The organism is Komagataeibacter diospyri (assembly GCF_006538165.1).
In the GTDB taxonomy this organism is placed as follows: Bacteria; Pseudomonadota; Alphaproteobacteria; order Acetobacterales; family Acetobacteraceae; genus Komagataeibacter; species Komagataeibacter diospyri.
Genome location: NZ_BDLU01000074.1, coordinates 1 through 14216 on the forward strand (window position 1 = coordinate 1; position 14216 = coordinate 14216).

The 14216-nt window shown below is 62.4% G+C and carries 6 protein-coding genes and 2 pseudogenes; 7 read left to right on the plus strand and 1 reads right to left on the minus strand.

Going from position 1 to position 14216, the window contains the following annotated elements:
- Positions 1–599 precede the first annotated feature (599 nt).
- The 5 genes from MSKU9_RS16995 to MSKU9_RS17015 are packed head-to-tail and all read left to right on the plus strand — an operon-like array spanning position 600 to position 9176.
- Positions 600–818: a ribbon-helix-helix protein, CopG family gene (locus MSKU9_RS16995; RefSeq protein ID WP_141262545.1), complete on the plus strand. Its 219-nt coding sequence runs from the start codon at positions 600–602 to the stop codon at positions 816–818.
- A complete protein-coding gene (locus MSKU9_RS17000) occupies positions 815–2728 on the plus strand; it encodes a DNA methyltransferase (RefSeq protein ID WP_227002564.1) in 1914 nt (637 codons plus the stop codon). The genes MSKU9_RS16995 and MSKU9_RS17000 overlap by 4 nt, the downstream gene beginning before the upstream one ends.
- Positions 2715–4841: an N-6 DNA methylase gene (locus MSKU9_RS17005; RefSeq protein WP_141262546.1), complete on the plus strand. Its 2127-nt coding sequence runs from the start codon at positions 2715–2717 to the stop codon at positions 4839–4841. The genes MSKU9_RS17000 and MSKU9_RS17005 overlap by 14 nt, the downstream gene beginning before the upstream one ends.
- Positions 4831–8097 carry an N-6 DNA methylase gene (locus MSKU9_RS17010; protein WP_141262547.1) on the plus strand — a complete coding sequence of 1089 codons (3267 nt, stop codon included), beginning with the start codon at positions 4831–4833 and terminating at the stop codon, positions 8095–8097. Before MSKU9_RS17005 ends, MSKU9_RS17010 begins: the two co-directional genes overlap by 11 nt.
- Positions 8091–9176 (plus strand): phospholipase D family protein, encoded by a 1086-nt coding sequence (locus MSKU9_RS17015; RefSeq protein WP_141262548.1) that lies wholly within the window; start codon positions 8091–8093, stop codon positions 9174–9176. Before MSKU9_RS17010 ends, MSKU9_RS17015 begins: the two co-directional genes overlap by 7 nt.
- Positions 9177–9344: 168 nt before the next feature.
- Here MSKU9_RS17015 and MSKU9_RS17020 read toward each other — a convergent pair whose 3' ends face one another.
- A complete protein-coding gene (locus tag MSKU9_RS17020) occupies positions 9345–11207 on the minus strand; it encodes an AAA family ATPase (protein WP_227002566.1) in 1863 nt (620 codons plus the stop codon).
- Between the two features lie 125 nt (positions 11208–11332).
- Between MSKU9_RS17020 and MSKU9_RS17025 the strand changes: the two are divergent.
- Positions 11333–13348 (plus strand): annotated as a pseudogene (locus tag MSKU9_RS17025) (ParB/RepB/Spo0J family partition protein); the annotation flags it as partial.
- Positions 13349–13498: 150 nt separating this feature from the next.
- Positions 13499–14133: pseudogene (locus MSKU9_RS17030) on the plus strand (hypothetical protein); the annotation flags it as partial.
- Between the last annotated feature and the right edge of the window lie 83 nt (positions 14134–14216).

Genomic DNA, 14216 nt, shown 5'->3' on the forward strand with positions numbered 1-14216 from the left:
TCGGGTGGATGTGGCACGAACTCGGAATCACCATGCTCCGGAAATAGGCCGCTTTCGCCTACATGTCGGACATCCGGGCGGTTGGGTGAGTTTCCCGAAAGCCGACATGAATCATCTGACGCTCTACCGGAAAAGGCGGATAGCGGACTTGTGCACACATTCTATCCAGTCGAGGTTCGAATCTCGGCGGACGGGCCATGCGGGAACCCGATGGGACGGTTTCCAACCTCTTGAAACGACGGGGAGGTTTTATCTTTCGTTTGGCAATCGGCGGGTTTCGACGACGATGACATAGCTATGCCGGCCTTGCAGCTTGCGCTATCGGCCGACAGCGATCCGGACAGGCGGAGTTGCCGTTCTCGAAAGCCGTCCTGCGCGAGACGCCGGACCAGAACAAGTCAAACCGCGTCGATGACGGTTATAAGCGGCAGAGCGAGCGCCGATGAGTATAAGACTCTTGGGCCTTAAGGGGTGACAGGTCGAAGCTTATGAAAACGCAGAGGAATAGCCTATGCCTGTGAGTCAAAGTGATGCACTGTGTTGTAATTAGAATCACATCTCGCTAAGGCGAACAATAGGGGAACATTAGCAGGTCTGCCATGAGTGATCGATCAAAAAAGCTCGGCCCCCGTGTTACCGTCAGCGTCACGCCCGGAGACTACGACACGCTGAACACGCTCGCCGAAAAGGACGACGTATCCGTGTCCTGGGTCGTGCGGCGTGCCATCCATGAATATTTGCGGCGACACCAGCAGCCCGCACGGGCTGTGCGGCGGCCGACTCTGGACAAGCGGGCAGCGGCACCGGAGCGGACATGAAACAAATGAAAATGCCGGGGGAAAACGAACAGATGTTTCACACAGCAAACAGGCCACGCAAGGCAGCGCCGGCGATGCCCGCCAAATCTCTGGATGCCCTCTACCGCCAGCCACTGGCGGCAAAGCGCACCGGTGCCCTGTACGGGGCCTTTCCCTACCCGACAAAGATTTCCCCGGAGGCGATTGCCCTATATATCGTCGCCCATACCAAACCCGGTGACACCGTGTTTGACGGGTTCGGGGGCAGCGGGACGACCGGCCTCGCCGCGCTGCTTTGTGAACGGCCAACCGAGGAATTGCGCGCCGAAGCGATCCGCCTTGGTCTTGACGTGCAGTGGGGTGCCCGCAATGCCGTTCTCTATGAGCTGGGCGCGCTCGGCTCGTTTGTCGGCCGGACTCTGACCAATCCGCCCGATCCTGCCGCGTTCAGGAAGGCCGCCGAAGATGTCCTGGCGGCCGGGGAGAGCGAAGACGGCTGGATGTATGAAGCGCGCGATCCCTCCGGCGCGAAAGGCTCCCTTCGTCACCTGATCTGGAGCGATAAGCTGTGCTGCCCCGGTTGCCGCAGCTCTGTCACGTTGTGGGATGCGTGCGTTTCGCTCGATCCGGCGGAGATTTCTTCCACCTTCTCCTGCCCGAAATGCTGCCATGAAGCGCCGATGGATGATGTGCAACGGGTAACTGTGCAGGAACAGGATGATGTGCTGGGCGAGCAGCGCGCATTGCGCGGACGCGCGATGGCCCGCGTCTATGGTTCGACCGGAAAAAAACGCTGGTCGCGCCCGGCCACGGCCGCCGACCTGACGCTTATCAAGAAGATTGAGGCGGAGCCGATCCCGTCGTGCGTCCCGCAGGCGTTGATCCCCTGGGGCGATCTTTACCGAAAAGGCTACCACCAGGGCATTACGCACGTTCATCACTTCTACACGCGGCGCAATCTCATCGTCTTCGCCCGCATGTGGGAGCGTGTGGAATCGTATCGCGGCGCGCTCCGCGAAGGGCTGCGCTTCTGGCTGCTCAGCTATAACGCGGCGCACGGCACGATCATGACGCGCGTCGTGGCGAAGTCCGGCCAGAAAGACCTAGTCGTCACCAGCGCCCAACCCGGCGTGCTCTATGTCAGCGGCCTTCCGGTCGAAAAGAACTTTTTTGCAGGATTGCGGCGCAAGCTGACAACAATTGCGCAGGCGTTTGAGACAATCCACGGCGGCAGCGGCAAGGTCGAAGTCGTCCACGGATCTAGCTGCGCTGTCGCGCTGCCGTCCGGCAGTATCGACTATGTATTCACGGACCCGCCCTTCGGAGCCAACATACCCTATGCCGAACTCAGTTATATAAACGAGGCTTGGCTCAAGATCTTCACCGACCGCACAGATGAAGCCATCGTTAGCCCAGACCAAGGCAAGGCCATTGACGAGTACCGGGACCTGCTGACCCAGTCGTTCAGCGAGGCCCGCCGGATATTGAAGCCGTCCGGCAAAGCCACGATGGTGTTTCATTCCGCATCCGCCGAAGTCTGGAACGCCTTACAGCGTGCCTACCAGGATGCGGGCTTTGACGTGGAGTATGCGGGGGTTCTCGACAAGAAGCAGGGCAGCTTCAAACAGGTCACAACGGAAGGAGCCGTGCGCGGCGATCCCGTGCTCCTGTTGGGGCCCCGTCGTAAGGCCGAGGCCCGGATCGAAAGCAAGACCGGTGCGGACGAATGTGTATGGACGGTCGCAACGGCCCTTCACCGCGCGGCGACCGCCGCGCATGATCCGGCCGAAGCGACGGCGCAGAGGCTTTACTCCCGCCTCGTGACGCATTTCCTCAGCCATCATCAGCAAGTCCCGCTCGACGCGGACGTCTTCTATCGCTGGTACGCCGAACAGCCGCTGCCCGGAGTTCTATGCAGTGCCGGCGACTGACGCAGTCGGCGCGATTAGATCCTCGGCGCGGTCCTTTGAGGAAAGCCTGCCGCCGGCTCAGCGCAAACGGCTGGGACAGTTCTTTACTGGGTTGCCGTTGGGGGCGCTTCTCGCTCACCTAGCGCTCGACCCCGACGTGCGCACGGTGATCGATCCGATGGCCGGGCACGGCGACCTCCTTGATGCGGCAGCATTGACGGCGCAGGCGTGGGGAGTCCGGTTCAGCCGACTGCACGGAATAGAGCTTGATTCCGAAACAGCCGCCTTCTGCGGTCGCAGGATGGCGGCTTTGCAGGCGGACGACGCTGCGGAGAGCAGCCATATTCTCACGGGAAGTGCTTTTGATCCCGCCGCCATCGCGGCGCTAGATACCCCCGGCTACGATCTCGTCATCACCAATCCCCCTTATGTGAGATACCAATCTCAAAACGGGAACGGTGCCGGTGTCGGTGACGTGCGCCGGGGCCTGTCCGCGATTGTTGATGCGCGCATGATCGGCGGCGAGCGCGCGCTCTGGCAGGCACTGGTTGACGGCTATTCGGGTCTTGCCGATCTTTCCATACCGGCCTGGCTCCTGTCCGCCCTGTTGACACGGCCGGGCGGTCGCCTGGCCCTTGTCGTTCCCGCCACCTGGCGTTCGCGCGACTATGCCGATGTTGTGCGCTACCTGCTGCTGCGCTCGTTTCGCCTTGAGTACATTGTCGCGGATACACAGCCCGGTTGGTTTTCCGATGCGCTGGTGCGCACGCATCTTGTGATCGCGCGGCGGCTTTCTTGGGACGAGGCGCAAGCGCCCGTGTCAGGCCGGTCGCTTGCGCCGGCAACCTGGCTGCAAGTTGCACCGGCGGCTGCGGGCGGAGAGTCGCTTGTGGGCGGTGCCTTTCCCGGTTCGGAACCGGAGCGGGATTTTGCGGCATGGGCGGGCGCGGCAAACGGGGACGTGCCGGGCATTGAGCGCCGCTCCTTTGCACTGGATGAGGAATGGCGCACACTGGAGCAACGCCTTGCACGTAAGAGCTGGTTCCAAAAGGCCGAAAACAGGCGCGATGCCCTGCCGCTATTTTCCGCCGGGGACGCAAGGCCGACGGCGATACCGGAAGGATTGCGGGACATGCTGCCGCCCGGCGCGGCGCCGGCGCACCTCCAGACGCTCGAACAGGCTGGTATTCGGGTCAGCCAAGGCTTGCGTTCGGGCTGTAACCGGTTTTTCTATGTGGCAATAGCCGGTGACGAAGAGGATGAGACCGTCATCGTCGAAACATCGGACAGCTTTGAGAACATGCAGGTTCGCGTTCCCGTGGCGGCGCTGCGCCACGTTCTTCATCGTCAGGCGGATATGCAAGCCTTTGCGGACGGGCGCGTTCCGGCCACGCGAGCACTTGATTTGTCTGATTGGGTTCTGCCGGAAGACCAGCCGCTCGTTGCAGAAGCGGCGGAGGCCTATCGTAAGCGGCGCGTGTCTCCGCCCCGCGTTATGCCTCCCGAGCTCGCGTCGTTCGTGCGGCTGGCAGCCCGGACTGCGCCGGACCCGAAAAAGCCGGCCCAATTCATTCCCGATCTCACGGCCGTGCGCACCAATGTCCGCCGGCCCGCGAACGGCCGCGACGTGCCGCGCTTTTGGTACATGCTGCCGGCCTTCACCGCGCGCCACCTGCCTGCGATTTTTACGCCGCGCATCAATCACGGCACACCGGCCGTCGCGCTGAATACGCAGCCGCCGGCCCTAATTGATGCCAACTTCTCAACGCTGTGGGCGGAGCAAAGGCGGTGGACAGCGTATGCGCTCTACGCCCTGTTCCACAGCAACTGGTGCCGGGCGGCGATGGAAGCCGCCGGCACCCCGCTTGGCGGCGGCGCGCTCAAACTCGAAGCGACGCACATACGTCAGGTACCGATTCCCGTTTTGTCGGACCGCGACTGCGAGAGACTTGCCGCGCTCGGACAGCAGCTGGCTGCGGGCGTGCCGTCAGCCCTGCACCAGATCGACATGTTCATCCTGGCCGCTTCGTTGCCCGGTATGAACGAAAACGACCTCAAAGACGTAGCGCGCCATATCGACTCTCGCCTTGAGGCCGCGTGCGCTGCCCGCCAAAGGACCGTCCATGACAGCTGATATTGCCCGCATTCGTGAAACTATTGCGCGCTGCCGCATGTTGCGGGATGCCAGTCATGTCGAGGCGGTGCTGCGCAGCGAGTTCGTGGGACGGTTGCGGCTTATGTTCCCGGACACCACGCACGAGACCTGGATCAACAACTACACCGAAGGGACGGAAGCCCATACCAAGGTGGGCACGGGATCAGGCAAGGTCGCATCCCGGTTCATCGACAATCTGGTCGGTTCGACCACGATTGAGTACGAATCCGACCTGCGCAACACAGCCAAGCGCGATACCGGCTACGGGCAGGTGCAGGAGCAGGCGGCGGGGCTTGTCCGCGCGGGCATGCCGATTTCAACGGTCCGGGGCGTACTGTCGGACACGGTCGAATGGTACGCCTACGATGCCGAGCTTGCAGCGGGTGTTGATCCATCGTCCTGCACCGCTGCCGATATCACGCTCGTTGTTATCGACGAACTCAAGCTACCCGATGACAGCGTTCTGTCCGCCGAGCAGCTCGGCGGCTTTATCAAGAAGCATCTGGCGCGCGAACAGTCGCGGCCGCTGCGTTCCGAATTCCTCGCCTCCGACCTTGGCATGGACTCTGCCGCATACAAGAGCAGCGCCGGGCCTTTGTCGTTGCTTGTGGACGAGGGGCGCAAAGCCGATCCGTCGGCGAGCCTTGCCACCGATCTCTGGTCACAGTTCGTCGATCATCTGGAAGGGCCGGTAGGCACCTTCCGCACCGCCGCATATGTTGATGAAGCTTACGTGACCCTTCTCGCGCGGCTTCTGAGCGCGAACGTACTGACAGGCAAGGCGGTGCTCAGCACGAACGACGAGTTGAAGACAATCCTGAACGGGGAATTCTTCCGCAACAATTTCCAGCTGGAGAATGTGGTCGAGCAGGATTATTTCGGCTGGCTTCTCGGCCCGTCCTATATCGACCGGCTTGTCGCGGTGGCCCGCGACCTCCAGCGCGATCTCTATGCGTACGATTTCAGCTGGTATCCCGATGAGGATTTGTTCGGCCGCTTTATGGCGCAGCTCGCCCGCCGCAGCCAGCGCAAGCTGCTCGGCCAGGAATGGACTCCGCACTGGCTCGCGCGCCTGCTTGCCGACCGTTGCATCGACGGCCTCCCGAACGGGGAAAGCCCCCGGATCGTCGATATGTGCTGCGGGTCCGGCACGATGCTCGCAGAAATCATAAAGGCCACACGGGTCCAGTTCGGCTTTTCCGCCATCGAACAGCTTGAAGACGTGGCGACCGGATTCGACATCGACCCGCTGGCGGTCAGTCTCGCCAAGACGACCTGGGTCGTCAGCCTCTTGGCTGAGATCAAGGCGGCGACAAAGCCCATCGTCATCCCGGTCTATCATGCGGACTCGCTGTTCGCTGTCACACCGGTTTCGGCGTCAGTTCCGCTGGTCGGCGAAAGCGATACCATACCGGTATCGCTTGATGGCACGACCGTACATCTGCCGACAGCGTTGGTGCAGCCGGCATACCGCGAATTTTTCGACAAGATCGTGGACTGGGCCTATGATGAGGCGCGCGATGCGCAGCAGCGCGGAACCGTTGCGGGTTTCAGCAAGGCGGACGCGGATAGTTTTCTCGATGGCACGATCGCCGTGTTCGGGATCACGTTGTCGCCGGAGCTTTACAAGCAGCTTTCCGAGGCGCTGTTCCCGCTGGCGCATCGAATGGCTGAACTGGCCGTTGCCGGGCGCAACGGCATCTGGGCGTTCATCCTGCGCAATACCTACAGGCCGGGACTCCTGACCGGCCACTTCAACGGGCTTGTGTCCAATCCGCCATGGCTCGCCATGAGCGGGCTGGCCGACAACCCGTACCGGGACTTGCTGAAAGGCCGAGCGAAACTCTACGGCATCCAGCCCGCAGGACAGTCCTTTCTCCATCTTGAGCTGGGCACGATGCACCTGCTTCATGCCATCGACCGTTATTTGGGACCGGATGCTTGCGTCGCCTGTCTTGTACCCGGCACGGTGCTGAACGGCACCCACCACGAAAGGCTCAGGCAGCATGATTTCCTGACAAGCGACCGCCCCGTCCCGTTCGACATCGCCGAAATCTGGCAGGTCGCGCCCGGAACCTTCAAATATCCCGGCGCGGCGCTGGTCGGTCACAAAAGAGCGAATACGATCGGTCTTCCACAAAGCACGTTTAACGGCTTTGTGGCGACAGACGCGGGGCTGAACGCCGCAGGTTTTTCGGTTCGCACCATCGGTTCGGCGCGCAGCGCCTGGGTGCTCGAAACGGGCGGCGGTTCAGCCGTGGCCGGCGGTGGCGGCGACCTGCCGCAGCAAGGAGCCGACCTTATGCCGCGCACGGCCGTCTGCGTGGACATCGTCCAGAATGCGGGCGCGGAGGTTCGCGTTGATACGCCGACACGCGCTTCCGCGTGGGGATTTACGATCAAATCAGCCAAAGAAATGGCGGCAGACCGCTTCCCCGGGCACGTCGCGCCGCGCTTTCTTTTCCGCATGGCCCAGTCGGAAAACCTGCTGCCGTTCGTGCTCGGTGTCCATCGCGCGCCGCTGGCTCTGCCGGCGCTGCGCGCGGCGGGCGGAACGTGGAGCATTCTCGACGAGGCCGAAATCCGCAGGCAGGGCTTTACCCAGACCGCACGGCGGTTCACCGCGATCAACCAGAGGCTCAAAACGGTGGGGAAAGGCAAGTCGCTCCAACAGCGCATCGATGAGCGGGGTAAGCTTTCCAAGCAAGTCTTCGGTATGAGCGGGTACCTCATTCTGGCCGGTGCCGGCGGCAAGATCATCTGCGCGGCGTGCGTTCCGGTTGCGCAGGCTCAGGACCTTGTCGTTGACCAGACACTGTACTGGAAAGTTGTGACGGACGCGGACGAGGCCTGGTACCAGGTCGGCATGCTCAACAGCGAGGCTCTCACCAACGCCACCCTCGCGTTTAACCCGAAGGGCGATTTCGGGGAGCGGCACCTTCACACGCTACCCTACAGAATGATGCCTGCATACGATGCCGCCAACGGCGATCATCAGAAGATCGCGGTCCTTGCCAAGGATATTGCCACACTAGCGGACGGCCATTGCACGACGGACCTGTATCTGGCTGATCCTGCCAAAGCACTGACGGCGCGCCGCCGCAAATTGCGCACGCTGCTCGAAGCATCGCCGCTACTGGTGCAGCTTGAAACATTGGCGCAGTCGGCGCTGGCCGGTGCATCCACCGCGCCATCCGGCGGCAGCGGTAGCGGGACGCAGGCTCCGGTATGCTGATCGTCCAGAACGCCGCAGAACCGGCGCGCTTGCGCAATGCTCTCGTCGATATGGTCGCGGCGGGGGCCATCGATATCCGCGCCGCCTCCGCATACGTCACGCTCGGCGGCGCAAACATATTGCTGTCTGCCGTCGCAAATGCCGTGGGGCCGGCGGCATTCGCGGCGATGCCCAAAACCCTTGTGACATCCTTTGATTTCGGCCTTACCGAACCTCAAGCCTTGCAGCATTGGCGCGGGCTGGCGAACGCCACTGTTCTGGTGTCGGGCGCGCAGAGGCTGGCGCAGGGCTCGCTTATGCCGCTGCGCGCCTTTCATCTCAAACTATACGTCTTTGGCACCGATCCCCAAACATGCTGCACGCTGGTCGGCTCGGCGAACCTGACCAGCCGCGGTTTTAGCGTGAATACCGAGGCGGCATGGGCACAGCAGGGCGTTCCGCGCGCCGATGCCGATGAAGCCTTCGACAAGGCCCGCTTTGAAACGATTGCTCTCACCGACGACTTGCTCGCAGCCTATACCGCCCTGCGACAGGCCCTGCCGCCGCCCCCCGAAATCGAGCAGGAGGCACAGCCTGTAGCAGCACCGGCACCGGTGGCGGGTGCCGCGTTGCCCTTGTTCCGCGTCGCCATTGAAACCGGAGTGGTCAACCCCGCCGACTATGCCGCCATGTGGGTTCACGGCGAGGCCCTTCAGGGCGGATCTAGCAACCAACTGGAACTGCCGCGCGGCGGACACCGGTTCTTCGGCTTCGTGTTCGACCAATACAACTATCCGCATAACTTGATAATCGGTGAGCCCGTCCTCCGCAGCGGCGCGCGCGTGTGGAACGACCGGCGACTGACCTGGCATGGCAATAATAAGATGGAGCGGATGAACCTGCCGACTGCCGCACAGGGCGGGTTCAATTATGCCGACTCGGCGGTCATGTTCCGCCGCCTGACCAACGGTTCCTTCGAGCTGATCGTAACCCCCTGGGAGTCCGACCTTGCACGTTCGTGGCGGCAGGCCTCCGCACAGCGTCAAACGCTTTTTCGCCTTGGCACGGTGGCCACCAACAGGGTTGTCGGTTTGCTGTAAAGCAGCGAATTTAATCGTCTTGTACGGCTGCCCAAATTGTGCTGCCTCCGCGTGCGCGGACCGGGCTCTATGCCGCCGGATGTGCCGGCTCTACGGAGCCAGCCATGCTGTCTCCGCCCATTCGGGTGACGATCCCTGGCACGAAGCATTCAGGGCGAACGAGCTTGGTCACGGTAAGGCGTTCTGCCGGACCCGGATCGAATCCGCCCAATCCGCAAGAGTCTTGATGTCGGCAAGGATGTCGTCGGGCGGCGGCACCGCGCCGTCCCGTGCGCGCGACGGGTCGTGCGCGTCCACGAGGTCGCTGCACTTCTTGAAGTTCTTGCGGAATGTCTCGACATCTGCGTCTTCAATGACAGTCACCCGTTTCAGGTTCTTCGTGTCGATATAGTCCCGGTGGCGGTGGATGACCCCGGCAAAGGCGACATCTTCCAGCCCGCGCTCCCACGTCGCCCGCAGCCGGTCATAGATTTTCACTGCTGCGTCCCGGTATCCTTCTTCATCGTTCGCGTCATACAGATTCCGCGCCTCTCGCGCCGCCTTTTCCAGCTTATCAACCCGGTCGCGGATACCGGCGTGCTGCCAGGGCAAGCCGTCCGTGACCATGCCCGTCCCGGCTGGCCCTCGCGACAGGCTGACGAGCTTCATAGGAACAGCCTCGCGGACGGCCTTGTCGTGAAGGTCGTTCACGAACACCATGTCATGGGTGAAGACGATAATCTGGCGGGTTGCGGATTCTTCGACAAGCCGGTCCGCCACCTTTTCGCGCCAGCGATGATCGAGCGATGTCACCGGGTCATCGAACACCAGCGCAGATTTATGCTGGGCCGTCGCCAGTTCGGTGAGGAACGCGGCGAGAGCGACGCAGGTTTGCTCACCCTCGCTCAGGACCATATGGACCTTGGCTTTCGGGTTGGCAAAGAGGCGCACCTGGTAGTTGGGCGAGCCGTACTGCCCGCCCGAGCGCACGATTTCCACGCGCACTTTCTTTGCTGCGAGACGGACGATTTCCGACTGGAATTGGTCGCGCATTTTCGGGGTGATGACATTGTCGGCGATATTGTTGCCGAGCTTGGTGATGGCGTTGGTCGCCGTGTCAGCGATGCAGGCGCGGACAATGCGCAGGTCATCAAGTCGCTTGATTTCTTTCTTTGCGGTTTCGAGAAAGTCGGCAACCGCCGCCCGGTCCGTCAACGAGTCACGTTCGAGGATCAGCCGGTCGCGGCCCTCAGCGTCGGCCGCTTCGTCAAGTTCCGCAGCATAGGCTTCCAGAGTGGCCGCTAACGCCTCCAGCTCCGCCTTCGGTGACGGCGAAAACGGTGGCAGAATTAGCGGATCAGCGGTCGAAAGGGCGCGAAGGCATTTCAGGCGGCGCAAATTCGCGCTGGCGACAAAGCGCAAAACCTTGCGGGCAAGGCCGGGGTTCTGGAGGGCGATGCGCTGGCGCGCCTGCGCGATCACGCGCACGTCCGGTTGCCGCGCCGTGAATGCGGCAAGAGCCTCAGAATAGTCCTGCTCGGCGCGCGCCGCTTGTGATTCGGCATCCGCGCGAACGAACGCCTCGAAGCTCCCCAGCCGGTCCTTGGCATCCGCATGCGGCGCCTGGTGACACAGGACGCAGGCTTCGTCCCCTGTGGGTGGGAAAGGCGCGCCGGGATAAGCCGTTTGTTCTGAATGGCGGCGGGCGGCCTCCCATAGCGCCCGCCATGTTTCCCCGCCGACACCGGGAATGGAAAGGCCGTCAAAGGTCTCGCGCGCGGCAAGATCGGCCGCCGCCCGCTTGTCCCGCGCCGCGTCCGCCAGCGTTTTCATCCCGGCCAGCTTTTCATCCCCATAGGCGGCGGCAAGCCTGTCCAGGGTAGCGATCAGCTGCCTTACATTGCCGGCAAAAAGCCTCTGTTCGGCGGCAGCGTCCGCCGGGTTTTTCAGCAGGTCTTCGTCAAGGCGTGCCAGCCGCGCCCGCTCGTCGGCGCTCATCTCACCAAGTTTCTCAAGCGCGGCAAGATCGGTGTCATGGCTCAGTGCCGACATGATCGCGCCGACCGGCGTGGCCGGGTTCCACGTCGGCTTATCGAAGACCGGGTCGCGGACCGCATTGAGCTGGGTTTCTTCAGCACCCAGTTTCTGCTTGAGCGCCTGACAAACACCGGCGAGATATCCCGTTCAACCGGCTGGTCCTGTCCCAGTCCAACGTGCGGCGGGTAAAGTCCGGCCTGTCGATTGACGAACTGGCCCGCGATATCGAGCGTCGCGGGCTGCTGCAGAGCCTGAACGTCCGTCCTGTCCTTGATGGCGAAGGGGCCGAGACCGGCACTTACGAAGTCCCTGCTGGTGGACGGCGCTTCCGTGCCCTCGAACTGCTGGTGAAGCAGAAGAAACTGGCGAAGACGGCCCCCGTGCCATGCGTGGTCCGTGAAGCCGGGTCGGCCATTCTTGCCGAGGATGACTCTCTGGCCGAGAACGTCCAGCGGCTGGCCCTGCATCCGCTGGACCAGTTCCGGGCCTTTCGTGACATGCTGGAGAAGGGCATGTCCGAGGAGGAAATCGCAGCAGCGTTCTTCGTGGCGCCCGCCGTGGTCAAACAGCGCCTGCGGCTGATGACCGTGTCGGACAAGCTGCTTGAAATCTATGAGCAGGACGGGATGCGGCTGGAACAGCTGATGGCGTTTTCCATCAGCGACGATCATGCCCGGCAGGAACAGGTCTGGGAGATCGTGGCCCAGAGCCATAATCGCGAGTCTTACGTCATCCGCCGCATGCTGACGGAAAAAACGGTGCGGGCGTCGGACGCACGTGTTCGTTTCGTCGGGCTGGACGCCTATCTCGCAGCCGGTGGTCACATCATGCGCGACCTGTTCGAGGCCGACGACGGCGGCTGGCTGCAGGATCCGGCCATTCTGGACAGGCTGGTCATGGAAAAACTGCATACAGCCGCAGAGGACATCCGCGCCGAGGGCTGGAAGTGGGTCGAGACCGCCCTGTCATTCCCATGGGGCCACACACGGCAGTTCGCGGAGATCAATGGCACGGAGATGCCGCTGTCCGATGAGGAGACGGCCCGACTTGCAGCCCTGCGCGCCGAGCAGGAAAGCATCGAGGCTGAATACGCCCAGGCCGATGAATATCCTGACGAGGTCGATACACGGCTGGGCGAGATCGAACAGGCCATCCTTGCCCTGGAGGAACGGCCACTGGCGTTCGATCCTGCTGACATGGCGCGGGCAGGGGCTTTCGTCAGCCTCGCCAGCAATGGCACATTGCAGGTGGAGAGGGGCTTCGTGCTGCCCGAGGACATGCCGACCGAGCCCGAAGAGACCGATGATGCCGGCGGTGCCGATGGATACGATCATGCTGCGTATGATGGGCGGGATGAACGTATTGCTGGTTATGGCAGCGATGCGGACGGTGAGGGCGATACTACCGCTCCCGACGTCGAGCCCGAGGAAGAAGACGGCATCAAGCCGCTGCCTGACCGGCTTCTTACCGAACTGACGGCCTGGCGCACGCTGGCGCTGCGGGATGCGTTTGCCAGCAATCCGCACATTGCCCTGACCGAATTCCTGCACACGCTGGTGCGTGATGTTTACTGGCAGACACCGGGGGCCGACTGCCTGGAAGCCTATGTCCGCGAAATCGCGCTGCCGGTCCATTCACCGGACATGCCGGGCAGCCTGCCGGCTCATGCGCTACGGCAGCGCAACGAGGGCTGGAAGCACGATCTGCCGGAAAACGAGGATGCACTTTGGCGCTGGATCGACGGGCTGGACGATGCCAGCCGCATGGCGTTGCTGGCCCATTGCCTGTCCTTCGGCATCAACGCCTTGCATGAATCGTCCTATGGTCCGTCTCTGGCACGCAGCGTCCGGGAGCGGCTGATCCGCGCCGGGCGTCTCGCCACTGCGCTCAGCCTTGATCTGGTCGAGGCGGGCTGGCAGCCGACCGTCGAGAACTATTTCGGCCGGGTGACCAAAGCCCGCATCCTGCAGGCGGTGCGGGAAGCACGCGGCCATGAGGCGGCCTCGCGTATTGCGCATCTGAAGAAGCCCGACATGGCCCGCGAGGCCGAGCGGCTGCTGGAGGGGTCGGGCTGGCTGCCCGAGGCGTTGCGCACGATAGGTGGTGCGGAGCAAATGTCGGTTGAAACGACAACGGCAGGCGAATGCGTGGAGGCATCGCCGCTGAGTAAACTTATGGGATCAGGAACTTTGAGATGGCGGCTTCCGGTGCCCGGAAGCCGCTTTTTTTATGCCTGCCGTCCTGGAAAGAGGGAGAGGTCGGCTTCGCCTTTGGTGCCGAATAACCGGCATAAAGGAGAGTTTTCCATGACCACGACCACCATCCTGCTCCTGGCGTCCCGTGGCGCCGCGTCCGGCGGCTTCAGGATCGATCCCTCCCGTGCCGAGCGCGCCACCGCCCGCACGGTGGAAAGCCGCGCCATCCGCGTGGAAGCATCCCGCGACAATGCCGAACGTCTGACGTTCACCGTAATCCGTATGTGGACATCACGAAGGAAACCACCACGCTCTATGCATCAGACAGGGATGTCTTTTTATTCCTTGTTGACGATACGCATCCGATCGAGGCGGGACGCCTGCCCAATGGCGACCCCGATTTCTATTTCCGGGGTTTCTATGCATGGAATTCAGAAGTCGGCAGCAAGAGCCTCGGCATTGCGTCATTCTATCTACGCGGAGTGTGCCAAAATAGAATGCTCTGGGGCGTGGAAAATTTCGAACAGATCACGATCCGGCATAGCAAGTTTGCGGCCTCGCGTTTCGTGCATCAGGCGACACCGGCCTTGCGGAATTTCGCCACGGCCAGCCCAGCCTCGTTCGTGTCGGGCATTCAGGCCTCGCGCCGGACACTCGTTGCAAAAACAGACGATGACCGTGAAAGTTTCCTGCGGCGACGTGGTTTTTCGAAACCGGAAACCACGAAGATCATCGAAACTGAACTACCCCGGGTTTACCGGAGAGTAAAACTCTCGGAGGATGAGCCCTATGGTAGAGAAGAAGAAGACATTGCGTTATTCGCCTGAGT

Bases quoted from the DNA above. Each gene is read 5' to 3' on its own strand.
- MSKU9_RS16995 (WP_141262545.1), top strand. From the start codon at position 600: ATGAGTGATCGATCAAAAAAGCTCGGCCCCCGTGTTACCGTCAGCGTC.
- MSKU9_RS17000 (WP_227002564.1), top strand. From the start codon at position 815: ATGAAACAAATGAAAATGCCGGGGGAAAACGAACAGATGTTTCACACA.
- MSKU9_RS17010 (WP_141262547.1), top strand. From the start codon at position 4,831: ATGACAGCTGATATTGCCCGCATTCGTGAAACTATTGCGCGCTGCCGC.
- MSKU9_RS17015 (WP_141262548.1), top strand. From the start codon at position 8,091: ATGCTGATCGTCCAGAACGCCGCAGAACCGGCGCGCTTGCGCAATGCT.
- MSKU9_RS17020 (WP_227002566.1), bottom strand. From the start codon at position 11,207: ATGTCGGCACTGAGCCATGACACCGATCTTGCCGCGCTTGAGAAACTT.